Annotated in this window: 14 protein-coding genes; 1 reads left to right on the top strand and 13 read right to left on the bottom strand. The window is 67.8% G+C overall.

Going from position 1 to position 15279, the window contains the following annotated elements; translation table 11 throughout:
- Positions 1 to 35: 35 nt before the first annotated feature.
- From AC1D0A_RS02900 to AC1D0A_RS02840, 13 genes are all read right to left on the bottom strand, one after another.
- Complete coding sequence (locus AC1D0A_RS02900) at positions 36 to 431, bottom strand: hypothetical protein (RefSeq protein WP_028275584.1); 396 nt, start codon at positions 429 to 431, stop codon at positions 36 to 38.
- A 5-nt stretch (positions 432 to 436) separates the two neighbouring features.
- Positions 437 to 2470, bottom strand: a complete 2034-nt coding sequence (locus AC1D0A_RS02895) for a helix-turn-helix transcriptional regulator (protein WP_476945147.1) — start codon at positions 2468 to 2470, stop codon at positions 437 to 439.
- A gap of 107 nt (positions 2471 to 2577) precedes the next feature.
- Positions 2578 to 2973, bottom strand: a complete 396-nt coding sequence (locus tag AC1D0A_RS02890) for an FKBP-type peptidyl-prolyl cis-trans isomerase (RefSeq protein ID WP_028275583.1) — start codon at positions 2971 to 2973, stop codon at positions 2578 to 2580.
- 48 nt (positions 2974 to 3021) lie between these two features.
- Positions 3022 to 3957, bottom strand: a complete 936-nt coding sequence (locus AC1D0A_RS02885) for an FKBP-type peptidyl-prolyl cis-trans isomerase (RefSeq protein WP_243177603.1) — start codon at positions 3955 to 3957, stop codon at positions 3022 to 3024.
- 111 nt (positions 3958 to 4068) lie between these two features.
- Complete coding sequence (pafA, locus tag AC1D0A_RS02880) at positions 4069 to 5433, bottom strand: Pup--protein ligase (RefSeq protein WP_243177605.1); 1365 nt, start codon at positions 5431 to 5433, stop codon at positions 4069 to 4071.
- Between the two features lies 1 nt (position 5434).
- Positions 5435 to 6142 carry a proteasome subunit alpha gene (gene prcA / locus AC1D0A_RS02875; RefSeq protein WP_243177607.1) on the bottom strand — a complete coding sequence of 236 codons (708 nt, stop codon included), beginning with the start codon at positions 6140 to 6142 and terminating at the stop codon, positions 5435 to 5437.
- A 1-nt stretch (position 6143) separates the two neighbouring features.
- On the bottom strand, positions 6144 to 6986 hold the full coding sequence (gene prcB, locus AC1D0A_RS02870; protein WP_476945146.1) for a proteasome subunit beta: 843 nt from the start codon (positions 6984 to 6986) through the stop codon (positions 6144 to 6146).
- Positions 6987 to 7072: 86 nt separating this feature from the next.
- Entirely contained in the window at positions 7073 to 7276 is a 204-nt protein-coding gene (locus AC1D0A_RS02865; protein ID WP_026266331.1) for a ubiquitin-like protein Pup, read from the bottom strand.
- Between the two features lie 90 nt (positions 7277 to 7366).
- Positions 7367 to 9040, bottom strand: a complete 1674-nt coding sequence (gene dop, locus AC1D0A_RS02860; protein WP_028275578.1) for a depupylase/deamidase Dop — start codon at positions 9038 to 9040, stop codon at positions 7367 to 7369.
- Positions 9037 to 10848, bottom strand: a complete 1812-nt coding sequence (arc, locus tag AC1D0A_RS02855) for a proteasome ATPase (protein ID WP_243177610.1) — start codon at positions 10846 to 10848, stop codon at positions 9037 to 9039. Before arc ends, dop begins: the two co-directional genes overlap by 4 nt.
- A gap of 84 nt (positions 10849 to 10932) precedes the next feature.
- Positions 10933 to 12063: a tRNA (adenine-N1)-methyltransferase gene (locus AC1D0A_RS02850; RefSeq protein WP_476945145.1), complete on the bottom strand. Its 1131-nt coding sequence runs from the start codon at positions 12061 to 12063 to the stop codon at positions 10933 to 10935.
- Positions 12064 to 12164: 101 nt separating this feature from the next.
- Positions 12165 to 13352 carry a site-2 protease family protein gene (locus AC1D0A_RS02845; RefSeq protein WP_028275576.1) on the bottom strand — a complete coding sequence of 396 codons (1188 nt, stop codon included), beginning with the start codon at positions 13350 to 13352 and terminating at the stop codon, positions 12165 to 12167.
- Positions 13345 to 14154, bottom strand: coding sequence for an HAD family hydrolase (locus AC1D0A_RS02840; protein ID WP_476945144.1), 810 nt, complete (start codon positions 14152 to 14154; stop codon positions 13345 to 13347). The genes AC1D0A_RS02845 and AC1D0A_RS02840 overlap by 8 nt, the downstream gene beginning before the upstream one ends.
- A 153-nt stretch (positions 14155 to 14307) precedes the next feature.
- On the opposite strand from AC1D0A_RS02840, the gene AC1D0A_RS02835 reads away from it, so the two are divergent.
- Complete coding sequence (locus tag AC1D0A_RS02835; protein WP_018772914.1) at positions 14308 to 15213, top strand: PAC2 family protein; 906 nt, start codon at positions 14308 to 14310, stop codon at positions 15211 to 15213.
- Positions 15214 to 15279: the final 66 nt, after the last annotated feature.

The following is a 15279-nucleotide window of genomic DNA, read 5'->3' as shown; positions in this document are numbered from 1 at the left end:
GGGGAGAGGTCCTTTCGTTTGAATACATCCTATGTCTAACGCGTTTCGATGTCGCGCAGCGCCTGGGGTTGCCCGCGGTCCTTCTTGCGTTGGATGCGGCGCAGCCGGCGGGCGTTTTGCCGGGCGAGCTTGGATGCGTGGTAATCATGTCGCATCCGCGCGGGCGAGGCAAAAATGGCGTCGCCGGGCACCGGCCGAAGGGATTCGTCCGCGCTGCCCGGGTCACCGGCGCCGGCCGCTGTCGAACCAGCCGCTGAAACGGTGCCGGTGCCCGCTGGTGAAGGCAGGGTGGAAAAGCGGTCCGCGGCTTCACCCAATTCGGTGAGCGTCGTTGTGGCTTGCCGGAACAGCCGGAAGCCGAGCACGCCGAAGAACAACAGCGACAACGCGACAAGCGCTATCCAAATAACGATCCAGGACCACCAAGGCATGCTGATCAGTCTATCGGGCGATCTGAGAAGGCTTCGTATTGCGTCAGGGCCGCGGCGAGCCACTCCCGCGACGCGGCCGCGAGGGCCTCTGGCTGCAGGATCCGCACCATCCCGCCGTGCTGGGCCACGAACATCGGCAGCCAGTCCGTGCTGCCAAACCGGATTTCGGCGAGCATGCCGCCGCCTGGCAGAGCCGCGGTCCGCTCGGCGTAATAGTCATCAGCGAGGCCGGTGCCGCGGGGCGCGAGTTCCACGACGACCACCGTGTCGTCGTCGTTCGGGGTGAACAGTTTCACCGGAAAGCTGTCCGCCGGCTTTGCCGGCGCGGCCGCCCGCCGGCCGTTGGGCTCAAGGGCTTCGATCCTGTCCAGCCGGAAGTTGCGGAGGCCCTGGGCGGAGTGGCAGTACGCCTCGAGGTACCACGTGTTGTCCAGCGAATAGAGCCGCAGGGGGTCCACGTCGCGTTCGGACACGGCGTCGCGCTGCGCCGAGAAGTACCTCAGGTGCAGTTGCGCGCCGGATTCGAGGGCGGCGCGGGCGGTGTCGAGGATGGCGGAATCACCGGGGGCCACCTCGGGGCCGGAGAGCGCGGCCGCTTTGACGCCTTCCTCCCCCGCCGCGGCCATGAGTTTGAGCGTCACCGATTCCAGGGCGCCGCCTTCGGCGAGCTCGGGCAGGCTGTTGAGCGTCTCCAGGCCGGTCAGGAGCGCACAGGCCTCGTCCACGGTGAACCGTACGGGGCGGGTCAGGTCCAGGGCCTGGGTGATGAATACGTGGTCATCGTCCCACTGGATGTCCAGCAGATCGTCGGGGTAGCCCTCCGGCAGGCCCGAGCAGATCAGGATCCGCAGGTCGTCCTCGAGTGCCTTGCGGGTGATGCCAAACCTGGCGGCGACCTCGCTGATGTGCAGTCCCTGGTTGTGGACAAGGAACGGGACCAGTTGCAGCATCCGCTTGAGCTGGTCCTCCGAGGTTCGTTTACGGGTACGGCCGGCGCGGCCCGCCGCCGGGAAGGCGACGTCCGGCAGGGGCCTGTCGGCGAACTCGGCGGCCGCCGTGAGGCGGCGGTGGACGGCGCCGGCGAGTTCGGGGGGTGAAATCACGGTGACGCGGGGACCGTAGGAGGCCAGCTCCTCGCCCAGGGTCTCCGCATCGCGGAAGGGCACCGCGAGGCGGTCCGTCCCGGCCGGGTGCCCCGGTGTTCGGGCTTCCGGCGCTGCGGCTTCCGGCGCTGCGTCCGGAAGCGGCTGGGCGCGTTTGCGGAGGCCCAGGAGCCGCCCGTGTTCGACGTCGACCACAGCGCTCTGCACCGGCAGCTCGGCCAGGCCGGCCAGCTCCGCGCGGACGTTGAACCCGGCCGGCGGCGTGAAGCTCTCCTTCTCCAGGACGGTCACGGCGGACGTCAGGCGGGACAGGCGGAAGAACCGTTTGTCCCCCCGGCCCCGGTCGTGGCCCACGAGGTACCACTGGCCGAAGCGGCTGCCCAGGCCCCAGGGCTCCACCAGGCGTTCCTGCTCCTGGCCGGTGCTGCCGGCGAGGTAGCTGAACCGGACCGGGTGCTGGGCGTGTATCGCGGCGACCAGGTCCTCGAAGGCCTGGCCGGCGGGGCGGATGCGCGGCTGGACGCCGGTGGGGAGTTCGGCGTCGACCAGGCCGCCGGCGGCCTGCAGCTTCCGGACCGCGTCGACGGCGGCGGAGCCGAGGGCGGCGTGCTCCCAGAGCTGGGCCGCGAGGATCAGGACCGTGCACTCTTCGGGGGTGAGGCTGACGTCGGGCAGCCGGTTCGATTCCTTGCCGATCCGGTAGCGGGTGGTTGCCGGGTCGTCGGAGCCCCAGCCCGTGTCCGTCACGGCCTCGACGTCGAAGCCAAACTGGCGCAGCTCGCCTTTGTCGCGTTCGAACATGCGGCCGAAGGCGACGTCACTGCTCGTGGTGTCGTGGTAGACCTTTTCGCGCAGCTCGCTGCGGCGCAGGCCGTACTTGGTGTTGAGCAGGGCGATGAGCAGGTTCAGGAGGCGTTCTGTACGTGAGGCGGACACCCCGCAAGGGTACTAAAGCCGGTCCCGGAAAATGACGAAAGCGCGGCAACAGCCGGAAGAACTTTTCCGATTGTTACCGCGCTTCGTTCCCCGGGGGCGGGTGGGGACTAGCGGACGGCGACGAGGTCCACGACGAAGATCAGGGCCTCGTTGGGGCCGATCGCCCCGCCGGCGCCACGGGAGCCGTAGGCAAGCTCGGACGGGATCTCGAGCCGGCGGCGGCCGCCGACCTTCATGCCCAGCAGGCCCTGGTCCCAGCCCTGGATGACCTGGCCGACGCCGACCCGGAAGTCCAGCGGCGCGCCGCGGCCCCAGGAAGCGTCGAATTCTTCACCGGTGGACCAGGCGACGCCCACGTAGTGGGTGGAAACGGTGTCGCCGGCTTTGGCCTCGGCGCCGTCCCCTTCGATCAGGTCGGTGATGACCAGTTCGGTGGGGACGTCTCCTACGGGGAAGTCAATTTCCGGCTTCTCGCGGTCGAGGTTGCGCTGTCCAAATGACATGGTTGCTCCTTTGAGGTGACGTGTAGTGGTTGCAGTTGTAGCGGTGGGTTACTTGACGCCGAGGATATCGACGACGAAGACGAGGTCGCCCTTGGCGTCGCCCTGGCCCTGATCCCCGTAGGCGAGGTCCTTCGGGACGACCAGAAGGACACGGGAGCCGACCGTCTTGCCGGTCAGGCCCTGGGTCCAGCCCTTGATGACGCCGGTCAACGGGAAGGTGGCCTTCTTGCCACTCTCGAAGCTGGAGTCGAAGACCTTGCCGGTGGCGAGGGCGACGCCCACGTAGTTCACGGTAATGGTGTCGGTCTCCTTGAGGGCCTGGCCCTTGCCGGTGATGAGGTCCTGGGAGACCAACGCGGTCGGCGCCTTGACGCCGGCGACGGAGATCTCCGGGACGCCCTTGTCGTTTTCCTTGACGGTCGGCAGTCCGGCCGGCGGGGTGACGGCGTCGCCCTCAGGCTTGTCCAGGACCGGCGGAGCGTCCTTGGCGGAGAGCACCTTGACGATAAGGAGCTGGGTCGGCTTGGCCGCGGTACCCTCGGCTGCGGCCTGGCCGGGAACGGCAAGGGCGAGGTGCGAGCCGATCTTGGCGCCCACGAACGCGTTGTAGATGACGGGGCTGCTGCCCTTGAGCTCGTCGTTTAGCTCCAGCGGCTCGGGATCGTTCGGGAACGTGTCTTCGAGGGTGGAACCGTCGGTGCCGTTGAAGGCCACGATCGAAATGTTGGCGATCTGGTTGGCCTTGACCCGCTCGCCACCGCCCTCGGTGACCACCTTGACGGTGGGTTCCTTGACGTCGAGCGGCTTGGTGAAGTCGACGCCTGGGGCCTTCTTGTCACCGTTCTCAGTCAATTTGACCGAGTCCAGCTTGGCGGTCTCACCCGCGGACTGGCTGGTGGGTTCCGGAGCCGGAGGCGCTTCGCTGCCGCCGCAGGCGGTCAGCAGCAGCAGTCCGGGAAGAAGAATTGCTAGTAGTCGGCGCAATTGGAAACTTTCGTCGAGGCAGGGTGGACTCAATGCCGTTCGGTTTCCCGTGGCAAAGAAAGCGGCGGCCGCAGGGCGGCCCTACCCCAGAATAACGTGCGAAGCTGGGTATCAGCCCATCGAGTCCAGCAGCGCATCCACCCGTTCGTCCACGCTCCGGAAGGGATCCTTGCACAGAATGGTCTGGTGGGCGCGGTCGTTCAGCTTCAGATGGACCCAGTCCACGGTGTAGTCGCGGCCGAGTTCCTGGGCGCGCCGGACGAAGTCGCCGCGGAGTTTGGCGCGCGTGGTCTGCGGCGGGGCATCCACCGCGTCCTTGACCGCGGTGTCGTCCACCACCCGGCGCACGGCCCCGCGGGCCTGGAGCAGGTAGAAGAGGCCGCGGCCACGGGAAATGTCGTGGTAGGTCAGGTCCAGCTGCGCAATCCTGGGAGCGTCAAGGCCCAGCCCGTGCCGTACCCGGTAGTTGTCCATGAGCTTCTTCTTGATGGCCCAGTCCACTTCGGTATCGATCGTGCTCGTGTCGCCGCTTTCGATGGCGTCCAGCGTGCGCTCCCAGAGGTCCAGGATCAGCGGCACGTGGGGGTTGTGCGCGCCGTGTTCGGCCACGAACGCGGTCACCTTGCCCAGGTACTCGCGCTGGATTTCCAGGGCCGTGAGCTGCCGGCCGTTGGCGAGCCGGACCAGCGCCCGGCCGCTGAGGTCGTGGGAGATTTCCCGGATGCTGCGGATCGGGTTCTCCATCCGCATGTCGCGCATGATCACCCCGGCCTCGATCATCCGCAGGATCAGGTCCACCGTGCCGATCTTGAGCAGCGCCGTTGTTTCGGACATGTTGGAGTCGCCCACGATCACGTGCAGGCGCCGGTAGAACTCGGCGTCCGCGTGCGGCTCGTCCCGGGTGTTGATGATGGGCCTGGAGCGGGTGGTGGCGGAGGAGACGCCTTCCCAGATGTGGTCGGCCCGCTGGGAGAACGCGAAGGTCGCCCCGTGCGGGGTCTTGAGGATCTTGCCGGCCCCGGCGATCAACTGGCGGGTCACGAGGAACGGGATGAGGATTTCCGCGAGCCGGGAAAATTCGCCGCGCCGCGGGATGAGGTAGTTTTCGTGGCTGCCGTAGGAGTTCCCGGCCGAGTCCGTGTTGTTCTTGAACAGGTATACGGTGCCGTTGAATCCCTCCGCCGCCAGCCGTTCCTGGGCTTCGTCCACGAGGTCGCACAGGATCAGCTCCCCGGCACGGTCATGGGCTATCAGCTGGGCGAGGTCGTCGCACTCGGCGGTGGCGTATTCCGGGTGCGACCCGACGTCCAGGTAAAGGCGCGAGCCGTTGGTCAGGAAGACGTTGGAGGACCGTCCCCAGCTGACCACCTTGCGGAAGAGGTAGCGGGCTACTTCCTCCGGTGCCAGCGGCCGGGACTCCGGGCTTGAATAGGAAATTCCGAATTCGGTTTCGATGCCGAATATGCGCTTGTCCATCTCACTTCTCCTCAGCCAGCAATGCCACGATGTCCGGGTCCTCGAGCCGGCGGAACGCCCGGCGGGTGCCGCGGCCGCTTTCCGATGCCCGGTCCAGTACCGCAACTTCAAGTGCGGATACGGGCAGGGTGGTGGTTTCCTTGTCCGCCACGAGCCCGGCGAGGGCCAGCCGGATGGCGCCCGCGAAGTCGAGTTCGCCCTGCCAGCCCGCCGCGACAGCCTCGGAGACCTTGTCCGCCTGGCCACCCATCACAATAAAGCCGTGCTCGTCGGCGATGGACCCGTCAAAGGTCAGCCGGTACAGATGGTCCGCCTCCTGAGCCTGGCCGACTTCGGCCACGGCCAGTTCGACCTCGAAGGGTTTCTGTTCGGCCGTAAACACCGCGCCGAGGCTCTGTGCGTACACGCTGGCGAGGCCGCGGGCTGTGACGTCCTCGCGGTCGTAGGAATAGCCCCGGACATCGGCATATCGCACCCCGGCTTGCCGCAGGCTCTCAAACTCGTTGTACTTCCCGACGGCCGCGAACGCGATCTTGTCGTAGATCTCGCCGATCTTGTGCAGCGACGGGGACGCGTTCTCCGCCACGAGGGCGATCCCGTCCCGGCAACTGATGACCACCACCGAACGTCCGCGGGCGATGCCCTTCCGTGCGAAATCCGCACGGTCCTTCATCAGTTGTTCGGGAGATACATAGAACTGCTGGGTCATCTCAGGCCTCCCGCTGGGCGACGGTGCGGGATTCGATGACGCGGCCGGCCACGGCGGCAAGGTCGCGGTCCGGGATCCGGAAGGCGCCTGTCCGGTTCACGATGTACACCACCGGCCATAGCTGCCGGACGGGGTCCGGCCCGCCTGTGGCGGAGTCGTCGTCGGCGGCGTCGTACAGGGCCTCGACGGCGACCGCCACGGCGTCCTGCTCCGAGAGGCCGGGACGCCAGAGTTTCTTCAGCGCGCCGCGGGCGAACATCGAACCGGATCCCACCGCGTGGTGCTCCTGTTCCTCGTAGCGGCCGCCCGTGACGTCGTAGGAGAAGAGCCGGCCGAAACCTGCGGGCCGGTCGAATCCCGCGAACAGGGGCACGACGGCGAGGCCCTGCATGGCCATGGGCAGGTTGCCGCGGACCATGGCGCCGAGCCGGTTCGCTTTCCCGTCCAGGCTCAGGAGGGTGCCCTCGATCTTCTCGTAGTGTTCGAGTTCAACCTGGAACAGCCTGGTGATGTCCAGGGCGATGCCGGCGGTCCCGGCAATGCCCAGCACTGAATACTGGTCGGCGGGAAAGACCTTCTCGATGTGCCGGCTCGCGATCACGTTGCCCATGGTGGCGCGGCGGTCCCCGGCCATCAGCACTCCCCCGGCGTAGGTCATCGCCACGATCGTGGTCCCGTGCGGGGCCTGCAGCGGTGCTCCTGGCTGGCTGGCGTGCCCGCCGGCGGGCAACTGGTTGAAAGGCGCTTGGCCGAAGGGCATCAAATCGGGCCGTTCGCGCTGCAGATGCTCGGTGAATGAGGACGTCGCGTTGGCTGCTACTCGGTTGGCTGTTGTTTCCTGCACTAACGCTCTCCCTCAACGTGGTGGATCAACGACTCTTCCGGCCCTTAGCCCCTCCCGCCGCCCTCATCCGGCGGCCGGCGGCGCTCCTACTGGCCGCCCTTTTGGACGAATGCGCGCACGAATTCCTCGGCGTTGGACTCCAGCACGCCGTCGATCTCATCGAGGAGATCATCGACGCCCTGGGTGGCTGCCGACGCCTGGGCGTCCGCCGGGGCCGGCGGCGCGGCGGGGACGTCCTCGTCAACCTCGGTGTCCCGCGACTGCGGCTGCTGCTGCTCCTGGCCTGCCATTGTTTTCTCCTTCATGTCCGTCCCTTTTCTCCTAAGGGACATCCTGTAGCAATAGTGCCACGCCCGGGGCGCCCGCGGGGGGCTTTGTTTTCAGGAACCGGGGCTGAGTCCGAGCAGTTCTGCCAGGAACGTCCCGGCCTCCCGGTGCCGGGCAAACAGGCCGCCGGTGAGGGCTTCGGTCCCGCGCAGAGGCTCGCGGGTTGGGACCCGCTGGAGCCTGCCGCGGCCGGGGACATCGAAGATCACCGAGTCCCAGCTGGCCCCCGCGAGGTCTGCACCGAACCTGCTGACGCAGCGCCCGCGGAAGTACGCCCGCGTGTCCGACGGCGGTTCGGTCACCGCACGGGCGATCGCGGCGTCGTCGACGATCCGGCGCATCCGGTCGCGGGCCAGCAGCCGGTAGTAGAGCCCTTTTTCGGGGCGGATATCGGCCCACTGCAGGTCCACGAGGCCCAGCCGTGCGTTGTCCCAGCCCAGGCCGTCACGCTGGCGGTAGCCCTCGAGGAGGGACAGTTTGGCGAGCCACTCGACTGAGGATGCTGCCGCCGCCCGGTCACCGCCGAGTTCGCTCAGCGTGGCGGACCACCGCTCCAGGACCTCGTGGGTGTGGCCGTCACCGTCCACGGCGTCCGCGACGCCGGTGTCCTGCGCGTGCTTGGAGGCGGCCTCGAAATAGATCCACTGGAGGTCCAGGGCGCTGATCCGCCGGCCGTCGCCCAGGCGTAGCAGCCCGGTGAGCGAGGTGTCGTGGCTGACGGCCTGAAGCGCGGCGACGGGCTCATGGACTTCGATCCGCGGCGCCAGCCCGGCCTCGATCAGGCTCAGGACCATCGCGGTGGTGCCGAACTTGAGGAAGTTGGAGGCCTGGCTAAGGTTGGCGTCGCCGATGATGACGTGCAGCCTGCGGTATTTGTCCGCGGTGGCGTGGGGCTCGTCCCGGGTGTTGATGATGGGGCGGCGGATGGTGGTTTCCAGGCCCACTTCGGTTTCGAAGAAGTCAGCGCGTTGGCTGATCTGGTAGCCGGCCCGGGCGCTGTCCTGCCCGAGGCCCACCCGCCCGGCACCGCAAATGATCTGCCGGGTGACGAAAAACGGCGTGAGGCCGCGCACGATTTCGCCGAAGGGCACCGAGCGGGGCATCAGGTAGTTCTCGTGCGAGCCGTAGGAGACCGATTTGTTGTCCGTGTTGTTCTTGTACAGGTTGATCGGCGGCAGTTCGGGATCCGCGGCGAGGCGCCGGACCGCGGCCAGTGCCACGAGGTCGCCGGCGGCGTCCCACGTGACGGCGGCGCGGGGGTTGGTCACTTCGGGGCTGGAATACTCCGGATGGGCGTGGTCCACATACAACCGTGCGCCGTTGCCCAGCACCATGTTCATCAGCAGCGTGCCGGACTCGTCCTCGCCGTCGGCCTCGAGTTCCTGCCGCCCGTAGGCGAGGGCGATCGCCTCGGCGTCGAGAACGGGAGGTTGGTCGGTGAGTTGTTCCGGGTCCGCGCTGCTGCGCTCCAAGGTCCAGCCGCGGGCGTCGTGCAGCGGTTCCTCGTCCGTGTAGTCCCACCGGGTCTCGGCGCCGCCGGCGGCGCGCTGCCGGGTCACCTGGGCATACGCCTGAATGACCCGGGCTGACATCATCGTGGCGTTGGCTCCCGGGGCCGAGGGCGCGTGGATGCCGTATTCGGTCTCCGATCCCATGACCCGCATCGCCCCGCCGACCGGCAGCCCGCCCGCAGTGTCGGCGGGCTTGCCGGGGACAACAGCCGTCACAGGTACTGGCCTGTGCTGGGCATCGTCTCGATGGACTTCCCGGGCTCCTGGCCGGCCTTGCCCTGGACGATGGTGCGGATGTACGTGATGCGCTCGCCCTTCTTGCCGGAGATGCGTGCCCAATCGTCCGGGTTGGTGGTGTTGGGCATGTCCTCGTGTTCACGGAACTCGTCCACGACCGCCCGGAGCAGGTGGTCGATCCGCAGGCCCTTCTGGCCGATGGTCAACAGGTCCTTGATGGCGTACTTCTTGGCCCGGTCCACGACGTTCTGCACCACGGCGCCGGAGTTGAAGTCCTTGAAGTAGAGCATTTCGGTGTCGCCGTTGGCGTAGGTGACCTCGAGGTATTCGTTGGACTTCTCGGTGGAGTACATCGCCTCGACGGTGCGTTGGACCATGGCGTCCACGGTCGCCTGCACGTCGCCGTTGTGCTCGCCGAGGTCGGACTCGTGGAAGGGCAGGTCCGTGGTGATGTACTTGTTGAAGATGTCGGCCGCGGCCTCGGCGTCGGGGCGCTGGATCTTCACCTTCACGTCCAGGCGGCCCGGGCGCAGGATCGCCGGATCGATCATGTCTTCCCGGTTCGAGGCGCCGATCACGATCACGTTGTCCAGCCGTTCGACGCCGTCGATCTCGCTGAGCAGCTGCGGGACGATGGTGGTTTCGACGTCGGAGGAAATGCCGGTGCCACGGGTGCGGAACAGCGAGTCCATTTCGTCGAAGAACACCACCACCGGGCTGCCCTCGGACGCCTTTTCCCGGGCGCGCGCGAAGATCAGGCGGATGTGGCGTTCGGTCTCGCCGACGTACTTATCGAGCAGCTCGGGTCCCTTGATGTTCAGGAAGTAGCTCTTCATGTCCGTCTTGCCGGCGCGCTCGGCGGCCCGGGCGGCCAGCGAGTTGGCCACGGCCTTCGCGATCAGGGTCTTGCCGCAGCCGGGCGGGCCGTACAGCAGGATGCCCTTGGGCGCCTTGAGCCCGTGCTCCCGGTACAGGTCCGGGTGCAGGAAGGGCAGTTCGACGGCGTCGCGGATCTGTTCGATCTGCGGGCCCAGTCCGCCGATGTCCTGGTAGGTGATGTCCGGGACTTCCTCGAGCACGAGGTTCTCCACCTCGGAGCGCGGGATCTTTTCCAGCGCGTACCCGGTCCGGGAATCAATCGAGAGCGCGTCGCCTACCCGGAGCCGCTGGGCGAGCAGGGCGCCGGAGAGCCGGATGACCCGCTCCTCGTCGGCGCGGCCCACCACCAGGGCACGGTCGGGCCCCAGCATTTCCTTGAGCGTGACCAGGTCCCCGGCCCGCTCGTAGCCGAGTCCGGCGACCACCATCAGGGCCTCGTTGAGCAGGACTTCCTGCCCGACGGCGAGCTGGCTGATGTTGACCAGCGGGCTGATTCCCACGCGCATCTTGCGGCCGGCGTTGAAGATGTCCACGGATTCCTCCGTGGCCGCCTGGCCGCTGTTCCCGGCCGTCGGCTGCCGTTTCGGGTTGAGCTGGAGGATGGTGCCGAAGCTGTACGGCGGCTGTCCCTCCTGGTCGAGGGCGTTTTTCAGCCGCAGGATCTCGGCCTTGGCCGTTTCCAGCATGCTGACCAGTTTGGAGTTGTTCTGCGTCGCGGCGGCGAGCTGGCGGTCAATGTGGCGGAGCTTGTCCCGGAGGATGTTGACCTGCCGCTCGGCGACGGACAGTTCATTGGTGGCATACCGGTCACCCTCGCCGTCTGCGGCGCGGGCCGCATCCGTGCGGGCGGCAGCATCCGCTGCGTCCTCGGCCGGTGTGCGGCCCGGGTCAGTATTCGGAGTCTCCATCGTGCATCAGCCCCTTCCTGCTCTTCTGTTAAGACCATAGCCCTAAGAAGGCGGGTGCCGCTGGAGACATCCGAAATATGCTGCCTAGTTCGTTATCTCCGGGGCGTCGACGACGTTCGTTCCGGCGATTGCGTCGCGGGCGGCGCGGCGCAGCTTTTTGTCCGAGACCGCACGCTCGCCTACGGCGCCCGGGGTCCAGGCGTTGACGTCGTCTTCGTTAAAGTCGGTCTTGGAGGGGCGGCGCTTTACCGAAATTCCCGTGACGCCGTCGGCGAGGCGGCGGGTTACCAGCAGGAAGCCCGTGTGGGCGACCATGCGGTGGTCCGGGCGGACGGCCAGGCCTTCGAGATGCCAGCCGCGGACCATGGATTCCCACGCGTCGGGTTCGGTGAAGCGTCCGTCCGCGCGGATGGCTTCGGCTGTCCGCGAAAGCTGCGTCACAGTCGCGACATAATTGATCCATACGCCGCCGGGGGCCAGGACGGTGGCGACGGCGTCGAGGCACTCCCACGGCGCGAGCATGTCCAGGACCACGCGGTCCACGGAGCCTGGTTCCTCGGTGCGCACCACTTCCTCCTGGAAGTCGCCAAGGGAGATCTTCCAGGCCGGGTGCGGTCCGCCGAAGATGGTCTCGACGTTGCCGCGGGCGATGTCCGCGAACTCCTGGCGGCGTTCGAAGGAATGCAGGTAGCCGTTGTCCCCCACCGCGCGCAGCAGGGAGATGGACAGGGCGCCCGAGCCGACGCCGGCTTCGACGACGCGTGCGCCCGGGAAGATGTCCGCCATGGTCACGATCTGGCCGGCGTCCTTCGGGTAGACCACGGCCGCGCCGCGGGGCATCGAGAGCACGAAGTCCGAGAGCAGCGGACGCAGGGTCTGGTACTGCTGTCCGACGTTGTTGACCACGACTGAGCCGTCGGGCTTGCCGATGATCTCGTCATGGTTCAGGAAGCCCCGGTGGGTGTGGAAAGCCCCGCCGACTTCGAGGGTGATCGTGTTCATGCGGCCACGCTCGTCCGTGAGCTGGACGCGTTCGCCTTCACGGAAGGGTCCGCGGCGGCGCGCCGCGCCGGTGGCACCATTCGCGCCGGCGGGACTGCTGGCCCCGGCGGTGGGAGTGTCAGTGCCTGCGGCGGCGGTGGTGTTGGCAGTGTTAGTGCCTGCGGCGGCGGTGGTGTTGGCAGTGTTAGTGCCTGCGGCGGTGTCGCTGCTCATGAAGATGTTCCTCGCTCCTGTAAAGCTGTGTGGCCGCGGACATGCCGGCGGGCACCGGTCCTTGCGCGTGGGGGCCGGAAATTCACGACCGCCCAGTAACTCTACCGGTTCTGCCCCTGGTTCTGGCGTTCGTTCCGGTACTTGCCCGTTATGGCCCGGACGACGGCGGACTGGCGCAGCAGCCCGGTGACGGCGCCCTCGCGGTTCACCACCGCGTACTCCTGGCCCTCGAGCTGGGCCAGGTACTGGACGAGCTCCTGGCCCTTGGACCATTCGGGGACATAGGCGCCCGCGCCAAGGGGGTAGGAGACCGCGGTCAGGGCGGTCGCTGCGGCCAGTCCGGCAGGCACGCTGGCGGCGGCGCCGGCGTCGACGATGGCCACGGGACGGCCGTCCCGGTCGCACAGCACCACGGCGGGCTTTCCGCCCGGCGCCCGGTCCAGGAGGTCCGCGACCGTCGCGGTTTCCGGAAGGCCGAGGGCGGGTTCGGCGAGGGCCGCGGCGTCGACGAGGTGCAGCCGGCCCCGCAGGCGGGCCTGCTGTATCGAGGCAGACGCCCCCATCCACAGGAAGCTGCCCACCAGCGCGGTGATGAGGGTGAAGGAAATATCCGGCCGCGCGCCGCTGACCAGCGGCAGGACAATGAACCACAGGGCGAGGGCGATCACGATGATGCGGCCGGCCCAGCCTGCCGCAATTGTGCCCTTCTCCTGGCTGCCGGTGGCTTTCCACACGGCGGATTCGACCAGCCGGCCGCCGTCCAGCGGAAGGCCGGGAAGGACGTTGAAGATGCCGATCAGCAGGTTGGCCCAGACGAAGATGTTGGCCAGGATGTCGGCCACGCCGTTCAGGTCGCCGTAGGCAAGCGGGAGCCAGCCTGCGCCGGCAAGGACGAAGTTCGCGGCCGGGCCGGCCATCGCCACCAGGACGGAGCGGCCGGGTGAGGCCGTGAAGCTCTGGAACTGGGTGTGGCCGCCCCAGAGATTGAGGACAATTTTCTCCGTGGGCCAGTGGAACAGCTTCGCGGTCAGCGCATGCGCGAGTTCATGGGCCAGCACGGAAATCAGGAGCAGCAGCGCGTAGGCGAAGGCGACGAAGAAGGCGGTGACGCCGAGCCGCGGATTGTTGCTCTGCAGGACCGGCCCGTAGGCGATCACCGTGAAGGCCGCGATGATGAACCAGGAATACGCCAGAAATACCGGAATGCCGGCGATCCGGCCCAGCGGAATCCCTTCCCGGCGGTTAGCCGGAGTCTTTCCGCGCTGCCCCTGGCTGCCGGTGTCAGCCACGGGAGTGGCCCGCGGTCGAGAGCGTGGTCGAGACTGTGGTCGAGACCGCGCTTAAGCCGCCGGTTGGGTCCGCGGCGGCGCCGAAGGTGCCACCGGAGGTGGCGTCGGGGAAGTCGTGCCGCAGGGCCACGAGTTCCTCCAGGTCAGCGACTGTCCGGCCTTCCAGGGTGTTCCAGGTGGCGCGGCGGGGATCGTGCGGGAGGGGCAGGATGTGCGGGATGGCGACCGTGACGACGCCGGAGGCCACGGCAGCGGCGACACCCGGCACGGAATCTTCCAGGGCCACGCAGTGGTGCAGGCCGAGCTCGGGATCCTGCTGCTGCAGGAGCTCGACGGCCGTGAGGTAAGCCTCCGGGTGCGGCTTGCCCTGGGTCACAGTGTCTCCCGTGACCAGGAACTCGAAGTAGGGCTCGGGCAGGCTCGCAACGATCTCCCGGGCCAGCGGGGCCTCGGACATGGTGACGAGGGCGCAACGGACGCCGGCGTTGTAGAGTTCGTCGAGCAGTTCGCGGGCCCCGGGGCGCCAGGGAATGGAACTCCGAACCTGGCTGATCACGTGGCCCGTGAGGGTGTCGATGATCTCGCGCCGTTCCAGGGCCACGCCGGCTTCCTGCAGGATTCCCGCGGAAAACATCAGGGACTGTCCCACGAGCTGCATGGCCTGTTCGTGGGACCATTGTCCGCCGTGGGCTTCGACGAGTGCGTGTTCGGCTGCGATCCAGTAGGGCTCGGTGTCGACAATAGTGCCATCCATGTCCCAGAGCGCTGCTTTAAGGAGGGGCCGGGAAGCTGAGGATCGCATGCCTTCCAGTCTACGGGGAAGCCCGCGGCCGGGCGCCCGCGCTACGCCTACGGCGAATTCCACGCGCCCGACCGTGGGATTCCGGGCGGAAATTGCGGTTCCTTGGCGCGCGATTGCCTGCGCTCGGCGGGTTCTTGGACGTAGGGTGATGGCATGAACAGCTTCGAGGCAGACCCCACCGAACCAGGCGCCGTCTCCGAGCCGGAGCGGCTGCTGCAGCCAGTCCCCGAGGGCCGGCGCATCACCGTCATGCTCGCGGCCTTCGAAGGCTGGAACGACGCCGGAGAGGCCGCCAGCGATGCCCTGCGCTACCTGAACAAGCTCTGGGGCGGCAAGAAGGTCGGGGCGATCGACGCCGACGAGTACTACGACTTCCAGTTCACCCGGCCCACGATCCGGCGGACAGCGGCCGGTGAGCGGAAGATCAAGTGGCCGTCCACGCGGATCTTCAAGGCCAGCGTCCCCGACTCGAACGTGGACGTCATCTTCGTCCAGGGCACCGAGCCGTCCTACAAGTGGCGTGCCTACACCGCGGAACTGCTGGTGCACGCCGAGGCCCTGCATGTCGACTACGTCATCCTGGTCGGTGCGCTGCTGGCTGACGTGCCGCACAGCCGGCCCATTCCGGTCAGCACCTCCACGGACGACGCCGCACTGCGTGAGCGGATGGACCTGGAGGCCTCGCAGTACGAGGGCCCGGTAGGGATTGTGGGCGTGCTCGGCGAGGTGGCCCTGCTGGCCGGGCTCCCGACCGTGTCGCTCTGGGCGGCCGTGCCGCACTATGTAGCCCAGGCCCCGTCGCCGAAGGCTCAGCTGGCTCTGCTGCACCGGGTCGAGGAGCTGCTCCAGGTCCCGCTGGACACCACGGAACTCGTGGAGGAGGCCGACGCGTGGGAACGCGGCGTGGACGAGCTCGCTACAGAGGATCCGGAAATTGCGGCGTATGTGCGCCAGCTCGAGGAGGCCAAGGACACCGCCGACCTCCCGGAGGCCAGCGGCGAATCGATAGCCCGAGAATTTGAGCGCTACCTCAAGCGCCGGGGCAAGGACAAGCCCTAGCCCGCGTCCCGCTTTCCCCGGACCAGAGTCTTATGACCCTGACGGCGGGCGCCTGTCGCGGCGAGA

The organism is Arthrobacter sp. P1_D4 (assembly GCF_056406115.1).
Note: the sequence above shows the minus strand (reverse complement) of the source record. Positions and strands in the feature narration are given on the sequence as shown.

Excerpts from the sequence above, each read along its gene's own strand:
- AC1D0A_RS02900 (WP_028275584.1), bottom strand. The coding sequence starts at position 431 with ATGCCTTGGTGGTCCTGGATCGTTATTTGGATAGCGCTTGTCGCGTTG.
- AC1D0A_RS02890 (WP_028275583.1), bottom strand. The coding sequence starts at position 2,973 with ATGTCATTTGGACAGCGCAACCTCGACCGCGAGAAGCCGGAAATTGAC.
- pafA (WP_243177605.1), bottom strand. The coding sequence starts at position 5,433 with ATGGACAAGCGCATATTCGGCATCGAAACCGAATTCGGAATTTCCTAT.
- prcA (WP_243177607.1), bottom strand. The coding sequence starts at position 6,142 with ATGACCCAGCAGTTCTATGTATCTCCCGAACAACTGATGAAGGACCGT.
- AC1D0A_RS02865 (WP_026266331.1), bottom strand. The coding sequence starts at position 7,276 with ATGGCAGGCCAGGAGCAGCAGCAGCCGCAGTCGCGGGACACCGAGGTT.
- arc (WP_243177610.1), bottom strand. The coding sequence starts at position 10,848 with ATGGAGACTCCGAATACTGACCCGGGCCGCACACCGGCCGAGGACGCA.
- AC1D0A_RS02850 (WP_476945145.1), bottom strand. The coding sequence starts at position 12,063 with ATGAGCAGCGACACCGCCGCAGGCACTAACACTGCCAACACCACCGCC.
- AC1D0A_RS02840 (WP_476945144.1), bottom strand. The coding sequence starts at position 14,154 with ATGCGATCCTCAGCTTCCCGGCCCCTCCTTAAAGCAGCGCTCTGGGAC.
- AC1D0A_RS02835 (WP_018772914.1), top strand. The coding sequence starts at position 14,308 with ATGAACAGCTTCGAGGCAGACCCCACCGAACCAGGCGCCGTCTCCGAG.